The 18,474-nt window shown below is 39.8% G+C and carries 16 protein-coding genes; 1 reads left to right on the top strand and 15 read right to left on the bottom strand.

All coding sequences use genetic code 11. The features are described 5' to 3' along the window. Positions 1-227 precede the first annotated feature (227 nt). The 15 genes from ABES52_RS11345 to yfmF form a co-directional block, all read right to left on the bottom strand. Positions 228-1,094: a 2-oxoacid:ferredoxin oxidoreductase subunit beta gene (locus ABES52_RS11345; RefSeq protein WP_429651269.1), complete on the bottom strand. Its 867-nt coding sequence runs from the start codon at positions 1,092-1,094 to the stop codon at positions 228-230. Next, entirely contained in the window at positions 1,095-2,834 is a 1,740-nt protein-coding gene (locus tag ABES52_RS11350; RefSeq protein ID WP_429651270.1) for a 2-oxoacid:acceptor oxidoreductase subunit alpha, read from the bottom strand. A gap of 189 nt (positions 2,835-3,023) precedes the next feature. Continuing rightward, positions 3,024-3,977: a dipeptidase gene (locus ABES52_RS11355; protein ID WP_429651271.1), complete on the bottom strand. Its 954-nt coding sequence runs from the start codon at positions 3,975-3,977 to the stop codon at positions 3,024-3,026. Positions 3,978-4,152: 175 nt separating this feature from the next. Continuing rightward, the gene (gene spoVS / locus ABES52_RS11360) at positions 4,153-4,413 is read right to left on the bottom strand and encodes a stage V sporulation protein SpoVS (RefSeq protein ID WP_003352407.1); all 261 of its coding nucleotides are present in this window, start codon (positions 4,411-4,413) and stop codon (positions 4,153-4,155) included. Positions 4,414-4,551: 138 nt separating this feature from the next. Next, positions 4,552-5,352: a TIGR00282 family metallophosphoesterase gene (locus tag ABES52_RS11365; RefSeq protein WP_429651272.1), complete on the bottom strand. Its 801-nt coding sequence runs from the start codon at positions 5,350-5,352 to the stop codon at positions 4,552-4,554. 378 nt (positions 5,353-5,730) lie between these two features. Next, a complete protein-coding gene (gene rny, locus ABES52_RS11370) occupies positions 5,731-7,293 on the bottom strand; it encodes a ribonuclease Y (protein WP_429651273.1) in 1,563 nt (520 codons plus the stop codon). A gap of 344 nt (positions 7,294-7,637) precedes the next feature. After that, positions 7,638-8,672 carry a recombinase RecA gene (gene recA / locus ABES52_RS11375; RefSeq protein ID WP_429651274.1) on the bottom strand — a complete coding sequence of 345 codons (1,035 nt, stop codon included), beginning with the start codon at positions 8,670-8,672 and terminating at the stop codon, positions 7,638-7,640. Between the two features lie 1,406 nt (positions 8,673-10,078). Next, positions 10,079-11,317 (bottom strand): competence/damage-inducible protein A, encoded by a 1,239-nt coding sequence (locus ABES52_RS11380; RefSeq protein WP_429651275.1) that lies wholly within the window; start codon positions 11,315-11,317, stop codon positions 10,079-10,081. A gap of 18 nt (positions 11,318-11,335) precedes the next feature. Further along, positions 11,336-11,914: a CDP-diacylglycerol--glycerol-3-phosphate 3-phosphatidyltransferase gene (pgsA, locus tag ABES52_RS11385; protein WP_429651276.1), complete on the bottom strand. Its 579-nt coding sequence runs from the start codon at positions 11,912-11,914 to the stop codon at positions 11,336-11,338. Positions 11,915-12,033: 119 nt separating this feature from the next. Continuing rightward, the gene (locus tag ABES52_RS11390; RefSeq protein WP_429651277.1) at positions 12,034-12,957 is read right to left on the bottom strand and encodes a helix-turn-helix domain-containing protein; all 924 of its coding nucleotides are present in this window, start codon (positions 12,955-12,957) and stop codon (positions 12,034-12,036) included. 9 nt (positions 12,958-12,966) lie between these two features. Then, on the bottom strand, positions 12,967-13,758 hold the full coding sequence (locus ABES52_RS11395) for a DUF3388 domain-containing protein (RefSeq protein ID WP_429651278.1): 792 nt from the start codon (positions 13,756-13,758) through the stop codon (positions 12,967-12,969). Between the two features lie 235 nt (positions 13,759-13,993). Beyond that, the gene (locus ABES52_RS11400; RefSeq protein ID WP_429651279.1) at positions 13,994-14,245 is read right to left on the bottom strand and encodes a DUF3243 domain-containing protein; all 252 of its coding nucleotides are present in this window, start codon (positions 14,243-14,245) and stop codon (positions 13,994-13,996) included. 79 nt (positions 14,246-14,324) lie between these two features. Continuing rightward, positions 14,325-15,035: an elongation factor P 5-aminopentanone reductase gene (ymfI, locus tag ABES52_RS11405; RefSeq protein WP_429651280.1), complete on the bottom strand. Its 711-nt coding sequence runs from the start codon at positions 15,033-15,035 to the stop codon at positions 14,325-14,327. 51 nt (positions 15,036-15,086) lie between these two features. Then, positions 15,087-16,385: an EF-P 5-aminopentanol modification-associated protein YfmH gene (gene yfmH, locus ABES52_RS11410; RefSeq protein ID WP_429651281.1), complete on the bottom strand. Its 1,299-nt coding sequence runs from the start codon at positions 16,383-16,385 to the stop codon at positions 15,087-15,089. Then, positions 16,382-17,665, bottom strand: a complete 1,284-nt coding sequence (gene yfmF, locus ABES52_RS11415) for an EF-P 5-aminopentanol modification-associated protein YfmF (RefSeq protein WP_429651282.1) — start codon at positions 17,663-17,665, stop codon at positions 16,382-16,384. The genes yfmH and yfmF overlap by 4 nt, the downstream gene beginning before the upstream one ends. A 263-nt stretch (positions 17,666-17,928) precedes the next feature. On the opposite strand from yfmF, the gene ABES52_RS11420 reads away from it, so the two are divergent. Beyond that, on the top strand, positions 17,929-18,324 hold the full coding sequence (locus tag ABES52_RS11420) for a VOC family protein (protein ID WP_429651283.1): 396 nt from the start codon (positions 17,929-17,931) through the stop codon (positions 18,322-18,324). Positions 18,325-18,474: the final 150 nt, after the last annotated feature.

Here is an 18,474-nt window from a genome sequence, read left to right on the forward strand (position 1 = left end):
CCCGCTGGAGTCGCCGCCTTTGGCTTCATGTGAACAACTTGCTAAAAATCAACAATGAAGAATAACATAGCCTTTATATAAGTAATATATTCTCTGCTCTCCTTCTAGATTGAACAGTTGTCCACTCTTTAATGCCTATTTTTGATAAGTGTTAGAGAGTAGACAATAAAAATTCCAATCCACGTCCTTGTAATAAAAAAAGTGCCCCTTTTAAGGGACACTTCTTCTTACATAAATTCGGCCACTAGTTCTTCAAATTTCTTTTCGTCAAGCTGTAAGTCCATTTTAGCTAACGGCTCTTCAGCATAGCCTTTAACAAGCTCTTGGTAAGACGGTTGGGACGTGTTTTGATAAATAAGACCCGTTACTAAACCATCGTGTTTCATGAGTGTTTGCATCGCCATTTCACGATTGGATGGGTCGTACCCTTCAATATCACTTAATTTCGTTAAGTTTTCTTTAAACCATTCATACGTATTGACTTTGTTGTAAGTCACACATGGACTAAACACGTTAATAATGGAAAATCCTTTATGCTTGATTCCTGCTTCAATAAGCGCCGTTAATTCTTTTAAATCAGAAGAGAAGCTTTGGGCAACGAAAGTCGCACCAGCTGTTAACGCCATTTCCATTGGGGCAAGAGCTGGTTCAATAGATCCTGCCGGTGTTGATTTTGTTTTAAAACCGGCAGCCGAACGCGGAGATGTTTGCCCTTTCGTTAATCCGTAAATTTGGTTGTCCATGACGATGTACGTAATATCAATGTTGCGTCGAATCGCATGAATCGTATGGCCCATACCGATCGCAAAACCGTCACCATCACCACCAGATGCAATGACCGTTAATTCTTTGTTGGCCATTTTTAATCCTTGGGCAATCGGTAAAGCCCGACCGTGAATACCATGAAAGCCGTATGAATGAATGTAACCGGAAATACGGCCTGAACAACCAATCCCTGATACAACGGCGAGTTGTTCTGGCTCTAATCCAACGTTTGCTGCCGCACGTTGAATCGCCGCTTGTACAGAGAAGTCGCCGCATCCTGGACACCAGTTCGGTTTCACATTGTTACGAAAATCTTTAAAAGTAGCCATCTACAACAACTCCTTGCTACGTTGATGAATTTCATGCGGCAGGAATGGGGTTCCATCGAATTTTAAGATGGATTGAATTTTTTGCGCATAGCCGACATTCATTTTAATAATATTGGCTAATTGGCCAGTCGCATTGTTTTCTACGACCACGACTCGTTTTGCTTTTTCCATGAGCGGCGCGAGTTCTGCTGTTGGGAAAGGATGGATGAGACGAATATGAGCGTGGTTTACTTTTACACCTTCTTGCTCGAGACGTTCCATCGCTTCTTCAATCGCCCCGCGCGTTGAGTTAAAACCGATAAATAAAACATCAGGTTCTTCGTGTTTTACGTTTTTCGCAATTGGGTTTGGTATTGTTACGTTAGCTAATTTGCGCATTCGTTTTTCCATTTGCGCTTGTCGATTTTTCGCTGCCTCTGACGGTTTACCCGTTTCATCGTGTTCCACACCTGTTACATGATGAATTCCGTTTTTCATTCCAGGTAGGACACGTGGGGAAATTCCATCTTCCGTCAGTTCATAGCGTTTAAAGTATTGTTTAGCTTCTAATTCTGGAAGCTCTGATTCATCTTGCACAAGTTTTCCACGGCGAATTTTCACTTTGCTGAAGTCAAGCGGTTCCACCGTTTGTTTACCTAAGGAAAGCTGCAAATCGGATAAAACAATTACTGGACACTGATACTCTTCTGCTAAGTTAAATGCCTCAACGGTATCATAAAACGCCTCTTCGGCTGTACTTGGGGCAATGACGATTTTCGGAATTTCCCCATGCGTTCCGTAAATCATCGCCATTAAATCGGATTGTTCTTGTTTTGTTGGAAGTCCTGTCGAAGGACCACCTCGTTGTGTATCAACAATGACTAACGGCGTTTCTGTCATACCAGATAAACCGATGGCTTCCATCATTAATGACAATCCAGGACCTGCAGATGCAGTAAACGCACGAATTCCACCGTAGTTGGCACCAATCGCCATTGTCGCTGCGGCAATTTCGTCCTCGGTTTGAATGACCGTACCACCAACATCAGGGAGCTTTTTAATTAAGTATTCCATAATTTCTGATGCTGGTGTAATTGGATAAGCCGCCATTAAACGAGCTCCGCCGGCTAAAGCTCCAAGTGCAATTGCATCATTTCCGATCATAAACATTCGTTTTTTTCCATCAGCTTCTGCTAATTGGAACGTTTTCTCGTCACCGACAAGCTCCTTCATCGTTTCAAAACCTTTTTTAATGGCTTCCATATTTTTTTGAACCACTTGATCGCCTTTTCGTCCAAAAATTTCTTGAACGACATCTTTAAAATGATCAATTTTTAAATTTAATACTGCACATGTAGCTCCGATGGCGACCATGTTTTTCATTAACGATGTGCCGAGTTCAGTTGCAATCTCGGTAAAAGGTACAGAAAATAAGCGAACATTTGTGTCCTCTGGTTTTTCTGGGTTAAACTTGGCATCTGCTATAATGATCCCTTTATCGTGCAATTCTTTATAGTTTACATCAATTGTTTCTTGATCAAAGGCCACTAATATATCTAAATCGTCAGCAATCGCCCGAACAGGTTTTGTACTTACACGAATTTTATTATTCGTATGTCCCCCTTTAATACGGGACGAGAAGTGACGATAACCATATAAGTAATATCCTAGGCGATTTAAAGCAAGGGAAAAAATCTCGCCGGTACTTTCAATACCTTCACCTTGCTGCCCGCCAACTTTCCATGAAAGCTGTTGTTGCATCGTACGACACCCTTTCTTCTAAACAAAAACTCTATGACATAGTTTATCATTTTTCTCTATAAATCTCTAGAAAATAAAAAAATAGAGGTGTATAAATTTACAGAAAATTATTCCAAATTCATAGTTAACCTTCATAAATTCGGGCTTTTAAGATTTAATTAAAATACATTTGCACGTATAAAAATAAAGTTATACACCTAAACATTCGTCTGGAAATCGGTCAACAAAGTTTTGATATAAAAATTTCACCACTTGACTTTCAGAATAATACTTTAGCAATTGGTTTATCAATTGGTCATAATAACGATACGATTCTAAGCCTAAAGTCGGAGAATCGATACCATCAAAGTCCGACCCAAAACCGAGATGGTTTTCTCCTCCAAGTGAACAAATATGCTCTACATGTCTTAACACATCATCAATCGTTGCTCTTCCATCTGTTCGTAAAAAATGCGGAACAAACGTTACACCAATGACACCATCTGCTTCGATAAGAGCACGAATTTGCCCGTCTTTTAAATTCCGGGGATGAGGTGTGATGGTTGCACAATTGGAATGGGTGGCCACTGGCTGCTTGGCGATTTCGATGACATCCCAAAACGCTCGTTCACATAAATGAGAAACATCCGTCCATATATTCCACTGATTCATGACATCTAACACTTGTCGGCCGAATGACGTTAGTCCTGCCCCTCGGGGTTCTAATGCTCCATCTGCCACAGCATTGGCCCAGTTCCAGGTTAATCCAACCGAACGAACCCCAAGCCGGAAAAGTGTGGTTAATTTTAGGAGGTCCTCTTCAATCGGTTCGCACCCTTCAAGCGTTAAAATGGCACCGATTTCATGATCCTGTAACGATTCGATATCACCTTTTGATCGAACAAGTTTCAAGTTTGGGCACGGCCGTAACACTTTTTCATAAAAATCATCCACCATTTGTAACGCGATTTGAAATCGGTCATGTGGATGAACATCATGGGGAACGAATATAGCAAAACATTGGACTTTTGCCCCCGCTTCTACAAGCTGAGGATAGGTGACATGCATCTGCTCTCCTTGGTGAAATCGATAGGTGGGATCTTTGTACATTTGAAAAAGTACATCACAATGGGCGTCAAAAATTGGGTATGTTTGTGTAGTCATCCTTTTCCCCTCTTCCCAGTTCAATCAATTTGCGCTATTTTTTTACTTTCTAAGTTTTTGTAACCATTCAACAACATGGCTATATTCCTTTTGAAATACATATATCAACTAGTTCAAAAAATACCTTAAAAAATGCCTGTTTGCATTCCGCAAACAGGCACCTGTCAGGGGTAACCTACCGCGGTTCCACGATCAATTTAATAGCGGTACGTTCTTCCCCTTCAATTTGAATATCAGTAAAAGCAGGAATACAAATTAAATCTACACCACTTGGAGCTACAAAACCTCTCGCAATGGCTACCGCTTTAACCGCTTGATTGAGGGCACCAGCTCCAATCGCTTGAATCTCAGCAGCTCCCCTTTCACGAAGAACACCGGCAAGTGCACCAGCTACAGAATTCGGATTAGATTTTGCTGAAACTTTTAATATTTCCATTTTTGTTCCTCCTTGTCATTTTCCCCATACCGAATGTCCATTAAGAGTGACACATATGGTAGAAACGATTCCATTGCTACTATATTCACCCATCTCCGGACATATGCCTGCTTGGACAAAATTTTGGAGGAACCTTTTTTATTCAGAAATAAACGGATGGTCGTCGTTAATTAAAATTCGGTTGATTTGCGTTGCCTTCCCCGTTTTATCGTCTACATGAATGAGGCAAGCACTAAGCTGTCTGCGACCTTCTTTCGGTACTTCAAACCGAACCGGTAAGCTCGTTAAAAACTTCCGGATAACTGCTGTACGTTCCATTCCTAATATCTCATCGTAAGGACCCGTCATCCCCACATCTGTCAAATATGCCGTTCCATTCGGTAAAATACGGTTATCAGCCGTTTGAACATGCGTATGCGTTCCTATAACCGCTGACACTTTTCCATCCAAGTACCAGCCCATCGCTTGTTTTTCGCTCGTTGCTTCCGCGTGAAAATCAACAAAAATAATTGGTGTTCGTTCTTTAGCAACGGTAACTAACCGGTCAGCTACGACAAATGGGTCGTTGAGAGCTGGCATAAACGTCCGCCCTTGTAAATTGATGACCGCTACTTCTATTCCGTTCACTTTCACAAATTGCATCCCTACTCCTGGTGTTCCTTCAGGAAAATTTGCTGGACGTACAAGATATTTAGCGTCATCAATAAATTCAAAGATTTCTTTATTATCCCAAGCATGATTTCCAAGGGTAATGACGTGTGCTCCAACGTCTAATAATTGTCGGTAAATTTTTTCCGTAATACCACGTCCTCCTGCCGCATTTTCACCATTGATGACCGTTACATCAGGACGATATTTTTCCTTTAATCGTGGAACATATTCTTTTACCATCTCACGGCCAGGAGATCCAACCACATCTCCGACGAATAGAATTTTCATGTAAATGCCCTTTCTACAGTTTTTTCTTTTTTATTGTAACATAATTGTAACAAGTTTCACTATGCTCATCTATTTATGTATAGGCTATGTTATATGTCATTGTTGATTTTTAGCAAGACATGAAGCGAAAGGCAGCGACTCCAGCGGGAACAAGAAGCCGCAAGACCCTTACTTGAGCGAAGCGAAGGATGCGGCTTCCGGCTTGCCCGCGGAAAGCGTCCGCCACAAGCGTAATGTATGAATATCAACAGTATCGTTTAACAGACATTCATGCCAATTGCCATTGGCACATCGATGAATGAAATAACAGTAAAAGTTATCTACAGTTATTTTAGGGTAGAGCCTATGTATAAAATAAAACGGTGGAAATCCACCGTTTTATTTTGCGTATTCAACAGCTCTCGTTTCACGGATGACTGTAACTTTAATATGACCAGGATAATCAAGTTCTTCTTCAATGCGTTTACGGATGTCACGAGCCAGACGATGTGCTTCAAGATCATCGATTTGCTCTGGTTTTACTATGATACGTACTTCCCTACCTGCTTGAATGGCGTATGATTTTTCTACGCCATCATAGGATTCAGAAATTTCTTCAAGTTTTTCTAGACGGCGAATGTAATTCTCTAACGTCTCACTACGTGCACCTGGACGTGCTGCCGACAACGCATCGGCTGCGGCCACAAGAACAGCAATGATGGACGTTGGTTCTGTATCACCATGGTGGGAAGCAATACTATTAATCACGACAGGGTGTTCTTTATATTTCGTTGCTAATTCCACCCCAATTTCTACGTGGCTACCTTCAACTTCATGGTCGACGGCTTTACCGATATCATGAAGCAAACCAGCACGTCTCGCAAGCGTTTCATCCTCACCTAATTCGGCTGCTAAAAGACCGGCTAAATAAGCTACTTCCATCGAATGTTTAAGAACGTTTTGTCCGTAACTTGTACGGAACTTCAAACGCCCTAGTATCTTGATTAAATCTGGATGAAGCCCGTGAACTCCAACTTCAAAAGATGTTTGTTCACCAATTTCACGAATGTGTTCATCCACTTCTCGCCGAGCCTTATCCACCATTTCTTCAATTCGCGCTGGATGAATACGTCCGTCCTGAACTAGTTTTTCAAGGGCAATTCGAGCCGTTTCGCGACGAATTGGATCAAATCCAGATAAAATCACCGCTTCTGGCGTATCATCAATAATTAAATCAATACCTGTTAACGTCTCTAACGTGCGAATGTTTCGACCTTCTCGCCCGATAATGCGACCTTTCATTTCATCGTTTGGTAAGTTGACAACGGATACGGTTGTTTCGGCCACATGTTCCGCCGCACAACGCTGAATCGCTAGGGAAAGAATTTCTTTCGCTTTTTTATCCGCTTCTTCTTTCGCCCGCGTTTCTTGTTCTTTAATCATCACGGCAATATCGTGGGCTAATTCTTGTTCGACACGCTCTAGAATAATAGTTTTTGCTTCTTCGCGAGTGAGACCCGAGATGCGCTCCAGTTCAGCTTGCTGTGTACGTACCATCTCGTCCACTTTGCTTTCCATCTCTTCAATATGTTGTTGTCTTTCGTTCAGAGATTCCTCTTTCTTTTCTAATGCCGCTTCCCGTTTATCTAGCGTTTCATCTTTTCGATCGAGGTTCTCTTCTTTTTGCAATAAACGATTTTCTTGTTTTTGCAATTCGTTTCTTCGTTCACGAAGTTCTATTTCCGTTTCTGTACGAAGTTTATGAATCTCATCCTTTGCTTCTAATAGGGCTTCCTTTTTTAATGCTTCCGCCTCGCGCTTAGCATCATCTAGTATTTGTTCCGCTGCACTTTTCGCCCCAGCAATCTTTTGTTCAGCAAGGATTTTTCGAATGAAATAACCAACAACTACACCGACGATTAGGCCAAGCAAAATGGAGATGATGTTGTCCGTTCCACCCATCGCATTCACCTCCTTCTTGCTATGAACTTCTGTCATGTTTTACACATGTCGGCTGGTACATTGTTCATGGTCAATATACAGCGCAAAGGCATGTTTCATATTCGAAAAAAATGTCAAATATACATACTAATTTTAAAACTGTGGTATTTTCTTGTCAAGTGAAACTCCTTGCACGAATCCCCTTTATTTCCACTTATTTTCATCACTTGCATTTTTCCCCCTATAGAAACAGCTGGTATTTTTCTTGAAACATCGTTGATCAATCGAACAATGATTCCAATATAAACGAAAAGGATGACGAAATACGTCATCCATTTTTAGAATGTCTTATAGGGTCAGACAATTTATTCTTCTAAGAGTTCAAATTGTTCTCCTTCTTCAGCAGAAGTAGGGGTTTCTAATCCATAATGCTCACGAATTTTCATCATGATTTCATGGCAAAGGTCTGGATTTTCTTTCAAGAATTGCTTTGCGTTTTCACGTCCTTGTCCGAGGCGCTCTTCTCCGTAAGAATACCATGAACCGCTCTTTTGAATAATGTCAAGTTCTGATCCCATATCAATAATTTCGCCCTCTTTAGAAATTCCTTCTCCGTACATAATATCGACATCAGCTGTACGGAATGGAGGCGCCACCTTGTTTTTTACGACTTTAATTTTCGTTTTATTACCAACCATATCGTTTCCTTGTTTTAATTGTTCGGCACGACGTACTTCTAAGCGAACAGAAGAATAGAATTTTAATGCGCGTCCACCAGGTGTCGTTTCAGGGTTACCAAACATGACACCTACTTTTTCACGAATTTGGTTAATGAAAATAGCAATCGTCTTTGATTTGTTAATCGCACCGGAAAGTTTACGCAACGCTTGGGACATTAGGCGTGCTTGTAAACCTACGTGGGAATCTCCCATCTCACCTTCAATTTCTGCTTTCGGTACAAGCGCAGCGACTGAGTCGATGACGATAATGTCGACAGCTCCACTTCGTACAAGTGCTTCTGCAATTTCTAGCGCTTGCTCTCCAGTATCCGGCTGAGAAAGTAAAAGCTCATCAATATTAACTCCAAGCTTTTGTGCATACACAGGGTCTAATGCGTGCTCTGCATCGATAAAAGCCGCTTGTCCACCTAGCGCTTGAACTTCTGCAATGGCATGAAGAGCTACCGTTGTTTTACCTGAACTTTCAGGACCGTAAATTTCGATAATACGCCCACGAGGGTACCCCCCAACACCTAAAGCCACATCTAAAGCTAGCGAACCGCTCGGTACAGTTGAAATTTTCCGCTCGGATTGTTCCCCTAGCTTCATAATGGACCCTTTACCAAATTGCTTTTCAATTTGTTTCAATGCCATTTCTAAGGCCGCTTGACGATCACTCACTCTAGTTCCTCCTTTATTTCATCCCGCATGCGGGTATCATCTCAAAACTGAACCTATCTTTACTATAAACGTTTTTTTTGCATTTGCCAAGTAAAAAATCGAACATTTATTCGATTGTTTTTTTCCATTATATAACTTCAAATGAGAATTTTAGGAACAACATGCATAAAAATGTAGAAAAATTTTATTGGGATTCTTTTTTTTAATAAATATCTGAAAAGTCAAATAAAAGTCTTAGCTTTTTTTGTGAATTGCTTATTTGTTAGGCTTTTTACTCATAATTATCGGGTTTTTGCTCTTAACTTCCGTTTTTTGCTCATAACTAGCGGGTTTTGCTCTTAACCTCCGAATTTTTGCTCATAACTTCCGGTTTTTTTCTCATAACTTGCGATTTTTTACTCTTAACTTTCGGGTTTTGCTCTTAACTTGCAGTTATTACTCATAACAAGTGGTTTTGGCTCATAATTCCGGTTTTTGCTCATACTACCCGGTTATTTCTCTTACCTTCCCGGTTTTTGCTCTTAACTTCCAGTTTTTTTTCTCATAACTTGTGATTTTTTACTCTTAACTTCCGGGTTTTGCTCTTAACTTGCAGTTAGTGCTCATAACTAGCGGGTTTTGCTCATAACTATCGGATTTTTGCTCATAATTCCGGTATTTGATCATACTACCCAGTTATTTCTCTTACCTTCCCGATTTTTGCTCTTAATTTCCGGTTTTTTTCTCATAACTTGCGATTTTTTACTCTTAACTTCCGGGTTTTGCTCTTAACTTACAGTTATTGCTCATAACTAGCGGGTTTTGCTCATAATTCCGGTATTTGCTCATACTACCCGGTTATTTCTCTTACCTTCCCGATTTTTGCTCTTAATTTCTGGTTTTTTTCTCATAACTTGCGATTTTTTTCTCTTAACTTCCGGGTTTTGCTCTTAACTTGCAGTTAGTGCTCATAACTAGCGGGTTTTGCTCATAATTCCGGTATTTGCTCATACTACCCGGTTATTTCTCTTACCTTCCCGATTTTTGCTCTTAATTTCTGTTTTTTTCTCATAACTTGCGATTTTTTACTCTTAACTTCCGGGTTTTGCTCTTAACTTGCAGTTATTGCTCATAACAAGTGGTTTTGGCTCATACTTCCCGGTTATTACTCTTATCTTTGCGGTTTTTACTCTTAACTTGCAGTAATTGCTCATAACCAGCATTATTGGCTCATAATTCCAGTTTTTGCTCATATTTACCCGATTTTTGCTCTTAACTTCCGAATTTTTTCTCTTAACCTATGAAATTTTTCTCATATTCGAGTAGATTTACTCATTCCCATTCAAAATTACCCTTAGTTACCGTTTTCTTCTCTTAACAACACTCACCAAAAAGTAAAAAAGCGACCATTCAATTGGCCGCTATGGTTATTTACCTAGTTTTTTTAATAAATAATAACAACCATATTTCACTGCTCGGGAGCGAATGCTATTTCGATTTCCCACTAATTGCAATTGATAGGCGGTTGTCCCTTCTTTCTTATTAGAGATCCCAATCCAAACCGTTCCAGGAGGTTTTCCTTCCAGTGAAGCAGGACCGGCAACACCGGTAAAACTAATGCCGATTGTTGCATTGAATTGCTCTCGAATCCGCTCGGCTAATTCTTTCGCACACGCTTCACTAACGGCACCTTCGTTTACAATGGTTTCTTTTTGAACGCCAACTGCATTCACTTTCGCTTCGTTCGAGTAACAAACGACGCCCCCTTTAAAAATTTCGCTTACCCCAGAAATACTGGCGAGTTCTGCTTGAAATAAGCCGGCTGTCAAGCTTTCAGCACACGCAATTGTACAGTTTTGTTCCTTCAATTGTCGGACCGTCTGCTCCATTAATGACGTCTCATTATACCCGTACAGATATTTCCCCACACGAGCTCGTATCATTTGCTCCACTTCGTCTATGAGCCGATTTGCTTCCTCTAAAGAAGTGGTTTTCGCTGTTAACCGAAGCGTTACTTCACCGTCTTTCGCTAGTGGGGCAATCGTAGGATTGCTTTGTTGGTCAATAAAATCAGCAATCTCTGTTTCTAACTGTGCCTCACCAATTCCGAAAAATCGGAGCACTCGTGAGACGATTTGTTCATTGGATTGCAACTGCTCCTTAATTGCCGGCAACCCGTATTGAGTAAACATTGGTTCCATTTCTTTCGGCGGCCCTGGAAGAAGCATGTATGAACGCCCCTGATGAGTAAGAAACATTCCCGGTGCCATTCCAACATCATTTGGCAATACGCGACACCCTTCAAGAACAAGGGCTTGTTTTTTATTGTTTTCCGTCATTGGACGTTTCACTTTTTGGAAATAGGAGGAAATCACTGCCAAAGCCTGTTCGTCCATGATTAATTTTTTCCCTAAATGTTTCGCAATGGTTTCCTTGGTCAAATCGTCTTTCGTTGGGCCAAGGCCTCCCGTGAATATGATTAGATTTGCTCGGCGTTCCGCTTCCTCAATGACTCGTTGTAACCGATTAGGATTATCACCAACGACGGTATGAAAATACACATTCACTCCAATTTCAGCTAGCCGTTCGGACAAAAATCGGGCGTTCGTGTTCACAATTTGGCCTAACAGTAGTTCAGAACCAACGGCAATAATTTCAGCATTCATTCGAATTAGCCTCCATCCTTACTTGGAATGGCGAAAAACGTGACGGTTTTTATAAAAATAATCCCAACCTGACCAAATGGTGAAGAAAGTGGCTACCCAAAGCACAATGTCCGCAAACGGAAACGAGATGCTTGAAAACGGAATGTTATGTAATAATAACGCGGAAATCGCAACAATTTGCGTCCACGTTTTAATTTTTCCAAGCATATTGGCCGCAACCACTTCCCCTTCACCCGCAAGGACAAGGCGTAAACCGGTTACTGCGAATTCACGACTTATGATAACAATAACGATCCACGACGGAGCAAATCCAAGTTCGACAAGAACAATTAATGCACTTGAAACGAGAAGTTTATCAGCTAACGGGTCTAAAAATTTCCCTAAATTTGTAACTAAATGATATTTTCGTGCGTAATACCCATCAATCCAATCGGTCGTCGAAGCGATGATAAAAATCAAGGCACCGATGATATGTTCGACCGGAATCAATTCATTAAACCAATCGACAGTCCCCCATTGAAAATCCACTAACATAAACAATAAAAAGAGGGGAATTAATAATATACGTGAAATCGTAATCTTATTTGGCAAGTTCAAATCCATAACCCCCAAACATTGGTAGTCTCTCTTTTTTAGGCAAATACTATCATACTTCCATCATAAAAATCAAGACGTGAGAAAAGGTAGCTCAGAAACTTGAGCTACCAACTACAAAGCTACTCTGTTGGTGGAGTAAATGTGATTGTAATTGTTTGAACATCTCGTTCTGTTGGTGATATCGCATATTGTAACGGCTCACCATTTACTTGAATTTCCGTATCCGGTGCCCGTCCGATGCGAATACGGACTTGTTTTTCATTTGACATATCAAACGTGACGCTTTGTTTTTGATTTGGGCTTTTCGGGGATTGGACTAATGTTTCCCCAAGTAATTGTTTATTATTTGAATCATATACTTCAACCCATGTTTCACCTAACGAATTAATTGTTAATTCAAACGTGTCCGTATTCACTAGTTCATATGTGGTTGACGACCCCTTCGTTTCCAAAACGTTCAATTCTTGCTTCGGTTCTTCAACCACTTCTTCAGGTTCATCAGCTTGTTGGTCTTCTTCGTTATTTTCTTCTTCCTCTTGGTCAATACTTTCAACAGGTAAATCGGCTCCGTTTGCTTGTTCAATATTGACTCGATCTTGATAAGCCGGATCTTCTTCCACTACATCTGGAGAAGAACCTGCGTACTTTTGGACGAGATAATAGACAAGTACGAGAGCACCTACAATAAATAATCCAATCAACGCTTTTGGAGCCCACTCCACCCACTTAGATGATCCAGGTGAAAGTTTCTTTCGTGATTGAACCCGAGAGAGTTGAGAAGGCAACTCATCATGGATGGCACTTGGAATTTCGTTTTGATATTCTTCAAAAATTTGGTCAGGATCAAGTCCAACCGCTTCCGCATATTGCTTAATAAATGCCCGAACGTAAAACTTACCGGGAATAATATCATAATTTCCTTCTTCAAGTCCAATTAAATAACGCTTTTGAATTTTCGTTATCTCCGCAACATCTTCAATAGACAATCCTTTTTCCTTTCGTGCTTCTTGTAATCGAAGTCCTAATTCCGTCAAGATAAACACCTTCCACTATTAAAAATCAAATCCACAAAAATCATTATTATTAAAAAGATGATTTTTTTGCACTAAATCGTATGTAATTTCTTCGTCAGGGTCATTTCGAAGCTCAATAATGTAGTCGAAATCATCCATTGAATATTCCGAATTCATGACAAAAACATCAGGATGTTCGACGACTTTTACAGCCGGTAACCGCATAATTTCCCGAACGAGTTGCCAATGACGTTCATTGGCCCTTTGTGTGGATACGACTCCGTCCAAAATGAAAATATTTTCCGCATTGTATTCGTCTTCGATGAGTTGGTTACGGATGGTTTGTTTTAACAAGGTCGAAGAAACGAATAACCATCGTTTATTGGCACAAACACTAGCGGCAACGAGCGATTCGGTTTTTCCGACTCTAGGCATCCCCCGTATCCCAATTAATTTGTGCCCCTCTTGTTTAAATAGCTCAGCCAAAAAATCGACTAATAGTCCTAATTCATCCCGCACAAAACAAAACGTTTTTTTATCATCGGCGTCACGCTGTATGTACCTTCCATGGCGAACAGCTAGGCGATCCCTTAGTTTTGGTTCACGAAGCTTTGTTATTTTTATCGTATCCATTGTTTGTAATATTGATTCTAAACGAATAATTTGCTTCTCACTATCAGCTAACAATAACAGGCCTCGACGTCCTTCATCCACCCCGTTAATGGTGACGATATTAATAGAAAGCATACCTAACAGGGATGAAATATCGCCTAACAATCCTGGACGGTTTTTTTGAATTTCATATTCTAAATACCATTCTTGTTTTTCCATCCGTCACCCTCCAATTAATTCCTTCAATTTACTGTTAGGTTGCTTATAGATAAAAATACTCATCTAGTGTCTATCATATATGATTTTATGATAAGAGAAAAGAAAAACATGAAAAATAAAGAAATTGTTATAAAATTAACTAATTTTGTTCATTTATCAAAATTTCCTCAATCATTTTCATAAAAAAAGTAAGCATAAGAATTCTTACGCTTACTTTAAATAAATATAGATAAGTTTATTGATCGTTTTGAACAAGTCGAACCATCATGTTGGCGAGTGTGTGCTGCTCTTGTTCACTCGCTACCGACCATAAATCAGCTAATACTTTTTCTTGTTCGTTTTTTGGTTGCACTTTGTTAGCTAAATAATCACCAATTTGATACGCGAGGTCAGAAATAACTTGTTCTGACATACCTGCTTTTTCTGCTTGCTCGAGGCGATCACCTAAAAAATGTTTCCATTGTTGCCAGTTATCTAAAACAGACATTGTAATTAACCTCCTTTTCCGGTGTCAACGTTAGTTTGTGACAGGAAGTTAAAAATATGCATTCCCTATTTAGAAAAAGTTATGTATACCATCCACCATTGACCGAAAGAATATGCCCCGTAATGTATGACGCACGCTCACTTAATAAATAAGAAACCGCTTGAGCGACTTCCTCCGGTTTGGCTAAGCGACCCAAAGGAATTTCTTCTTCTAGTGCACGTAATTCGTCTTCGGTAAATGCTTGAAGCATGTTCGTTTGAACAGCTCCTGGTGCAACTGCATTGACGCGAACTCCTTGAGATGCCACTTCTTTCGCTAACGCTTTCACAAATGAAATTTGAGCGCCTTTAACAGTAGAGTAAACAACCTCGCACGCGGCTCCCGTCTGTCCCCAAATGGAACTGATGAATACGATATTCCCATTTTTCATTTTTGGTAACAAACAGCGAACGAGACGTAGTGGGCTCAAAACGTGTACCTCAATCGTACGTTCAATCGTGTCATCATCCATGTCAACAAGCAATCCGTACGGTGCATTTCCAGCAGCATAGACAAGTGCATCAACGGTAAACAATTGATTAAGAACGTGTGATACACCTTCTTTTGTACTTAAATCCCCGCAAACGGGAATATATTCTCCTTTAAAGGGTGCTAATTGTTCTGTTAGTTTTTCAATCACATGTTTTTGTCGATGGTAATGTAGGTATAAATTCCACCCTTCCTGAGCTAGCTGTATAGCAATTGCTTGACCGATTCCACCGCTCGCCCCTGTGATTAAGGCAAATTTCATAACTTTCTTTCATCCTTTCTCAAGAAAAAATCGCTGAACCAATTCAGCGATTTAACTAGTTCCGTTTTTTGGTAACACATAACATGCGGTCATACGCTCTTCTTCTACAAAACGCTTCGTTACCGCTTGAATGTCGGCAAACGTAATTTCTTCGAGGGTTGGGACAACATCAAATAAATTCATATCATTAAACGCATATCGTGTAAACTGGTTGGCGATAAATTCAGGAGAGTTGAGAGCTCGTAATAAGCCACCAATTTTTTTCTTTTTCGTTCGCTCTAATCCTTCTTCAGTTAAATATTTACCGTTCGTCGCATCTAGTAACACTTGTTTCAGCTTTTTCACTAATTCATCTGGACGTGCGCTATCTCCACCGACCATCGCAAAGCCGAAGCCGTTTTCTTGGGTATAATCGTAGGAGAACGTTTCATCGATGAGACCTTCTTCGTATAGATCAAAATAAATTGGAGAACTTTTTCCGAATAACATATCTAACATCACATTAATCGTTAATTCATTTTTTAACATTTCTTTTCCTGATTGATGGACGTCAATCGCTTTAATTCCGATTAAACATTTCGGTGTTTGCACATTCATTCGCAATTCTTTTGATGCTTCTGCTACAGAAACGGGTTCATCCACCTGATATCGCTCAACGTCTCCGTTCCCTTTAAAGGTTTTCTTTTCTTGATTCGTACGAATTTGCTCCATCGTCTCATCCGGATCAATCGCCCCAACGACAAATAACAGCATGTTTTTCGGATGATAGAAGGTATAGTAGCACTCATATAATAATTCTTTCGTAATATGGGAAATCGATTCAACCGTTCCAGCAATATCAATTTTGACTGGATGGTGATGGTACATATTTTGAATCAAGCCAAAGTAAAGCCGCCAGTCGGGATTATCATCATACATACGTATTTCTTGGCCAATAATGCCTTTTTCTTTTTCTACTGATTGGTCAGAAAAATACGGATCTTGCACGAAATCCATTAACGTCTCTAAATTCTCACGCACATTTGACGTACTTGAAAATAAGTAAGCTGTTCGAGTAAATGAAGTAAATGCGTTGGCAGAAGCTCCTTGCCGACTAAATTGTTGAAACACATCGCCATCGGCTTTTTCAAACAGTTTGTGCTCTAAGAAATGAGCAATTCCATCAGGTACTTTCACGTACTCGTTTTTTCCTAACGGAGTAAAATAATTATCTACCGACCCATATTTCGTCGTAAATGTAGCGAAAGTTTTATTAAAGCCTTTTTTCGGGAGAAGATACACATCTAAACCGTTCGGTAATTTCTCATAATATAACGTTTCTTTTAATTGATCAAAAACGATTTGTTTCACGCTTGTTCTCCCTCCAAACTTGTTAAAAAGTAAATCGTATCTACTTCCACTCGTTGTGCAACATCGATAATCTCTTCTTTGGTTGTTTGATGAATCCGTTCCATCCATTCATCAAGTGATCGATTGGTCCGAGCGACAACATTATGGTAAAGGATTTCTACCATCCCTCGAGGTGTATCGACTGTTTCAAGAATTTGATTTTGTAAAACTGCCTTTGTCTGTTCGAGTTCCGCTTCCGAAAACTCCCCTTTTTTCATCGCTTGTAATTGTTCATCAATAATTTGAACGGCCTGATCATAGTTTTTTACGTCGATTCCAGACATAACCATCATTAATCCTTTGTGGCTCTCCAATCGACTTGCTGCATAATAAGCCAGACTTGCTTTTTCCCTTACATTCATAAATAGTTTGGAGTGGGAAAAACCACCGAAAATTCCATTAAAAAGCTGTAATGCAAAATACTCTTCATCTTGATAAGTGACATGGGTCCGATAACCGATATTTAACTTCCCTTGTTGAACGTCTTGCGGTTCTTTCACAATTTTTACTTCTAAGCGATTACGAGGCGAAGTATGAGATACTAGCTCTGGTGTCCGGTCATTTAGCGAGATCAACTCATCTGCATATTGTTCAACTTCATCTAGTTGCACATCTCCGATGACGTAAACATCGATTTCATCCTTTTGTAGCGCTTGTTGAAAATATTCGTAAAGTGTTTTAGCGCAAATGGCATCTACATCTTCTAAAACCCCGTTCGCTTGCAGAGCATACGGTTCCGTTTCACACATTTCTTCTACTAAACGAGCACTTGAATAACGCATTTTATCATCGTATACGGATTGAATACGTTTTTTTAATGTCCGTTTTTCCTTTTCAACCGTTTGCAGATGAAAGGAGCCATCTTCTGTATGAGGGTGGAAAAACAAATCGGTGATAAACTCCATCCCCTTTTTTAAAAGCGGAGTAGAATCTTTTAAAAACTTTTCGTTCGCGATTTCTAGGGTGAACGTCATAACATGGTATTCCCCTTTTTTGGCTAAATCGACGAATAAATTGGCCCCATACAAATTATCTAAATACGAACGAAGCTCAGTAGTTGAAGGGAGCTTATTTGTTCCACTTTGTAACACGTGCGGTAATAATGCTCTTAATGTAACGGTTTCTCGAGACAAGGGTGCCTTCATTTTCCACACGATTGTATTTGTTTTAAATTGGTCAGTACATAAAACATGTAACGTGTATCCATTTTTTTTCGAGACTTGTTCACGTAAGGTCGCCATGATGTCGAACCTCCTTTACGTATCTAATGAAAACAAAAAAATACATACTTATTTTTATGTAAATGTATTATAACTATACATTGTTTATTGTATGTTTTCAATTTTGTTCCTCAATTGGAAAGGATTTTTCCAAATAAAGAGAGAATACTGACAAAAATACAAAAAGAATTATTTAATAAAAAAGTATTGAAAATATCGAACGTATGTTCTATAATCTAATTAACCCTCTATTTTGGGAACTTTCAAAAAAAGGAGTGTAGATTATGGCTAAATTGTATCCGTACATATTCTCTGAAGACGCACGTAAACAAGCAGAATTTTATGCACAAGCGTTAAACGGAGAAATTGTAAACGTCTTGACGTTTGCTGAAGCACCAAATATGCCGGAAGAATTGAAAGACAAAGTAATGCATCTTGTACTTCAAGCAGCAGGGATTACGTTCTTTATGGCGGACGCGGAAGAAGATGTTGAAAGAGGAGCTGCTCTTGATTTAACGCTAGAATTTTCAACAGAAGAGGAAGCTCGTAACGCGTTTACCAAACTTTCCGAAGGTGGTAAAGTAATCATGCCATTTGAAAAAGCCTTTTGGGGGGCCATGTTTGGGCGCGTCGAAGACAAATACGGAATTCGTTGGCAAATCGTTACGGAACACGAATAAAATCCTATTTCCTACCAAAATCCCTTTATTCCACACTAACATGACAAAAAGCTCCGAAAATATTCGGGGCTTTTTGCCAACCGTTTAAACAATTCTTTTTCTTAATGGCTATGTTATCTGTCATTGTTGATTTTTAGCAAGTTATTCACA

Source organism: Aeribacillus pallidus, assembly GCF_050478865.1.
Taxonomy (GTDB): Bacteria; Bacillota; Bacilli; order Bacillales; family JACDOC01; genus JACDOC01.

Coding starts and splice junctions, on each gene's coding strand:
- rny (WP_429651273.1), bottom strand. CDS start 7,293: ATGGGTGGAACGGACAACATCATCTCCATTTTGCTTGGCCTAATCGTC.
- ABES52_RS11345 (WP_429651269.1), bottom strand. CDS start 1,094: ATGGCTACTTTTAAAGATTTTCGTAACAATGTGAAACCGAACTGGTGT.
- ABES52_RS11365 (WP_429651272.1), bottom strand. CDS start 5,352: ATGAAAATTCTATTCGTCGGAGATGTGGTTGGATCTCCTGGCCGTGAG.
- ABES52_RS11420 (WP_429651283.1), top strand. CDS start 17,929: ATGGCTAAATTGTATCCGTACATATTCTCTGAAGACGCACGTAAACAA.
- ymfI (WP_429651280.1), bottom strand. CDS start 15,035: ATGAAATTTGCCTTAATCACAGGGGCGAGCGGTGGAATCGGTCAAGCA.
- yfmF (WP_429651282.1), bottom strand. CDS start 17,665: ATGGCGACCTTACGTGAACAAGTCTCGAAAAAAAATGGATACACGTTA.
- ABES52_RS11400 (WP_429651279.1), bottom strand. CDS start 14,245: ATGTCTGTTTTAGATAACTGGCAACAATGGAAACATTTTTTAGGTGAT.
- ABES52_RS11380 (WP_429651275.1), bottom strand. CDS start 11,317: ATGAATGCTGAAATTATTGCCGTTGGTTCTGAACTACTGTTAGGCCAA.
- ABES52_RS11355 (WP_429651271.1), bottom strand. CDS start 3,977: ATGACTACACAAACATACCCAATTTTTGACGCCCATTGTGATGTACTT.
- spoVS (WP_003352407.1), bottom strand. CDS start 4,413: ATGGAAATATTAAAAGTTTCAGCAAAATCTAATCCGAATTCTGTAGCT.
- ABES52_RS11395 (WP_429651278.1), bottom strand. CDS start 13,758: ATGGAAAAACAAGAATGGTATTTAGAATATGAAATTCAAAAAAACCGT.
- ABES52_RS11350 (WP_429651270.1), bottom strand. CDS start 2,834: ATGCAACAACAGCTTTCATGGAAAGTTGGCGGGCAGCAAGGTGAAGGT.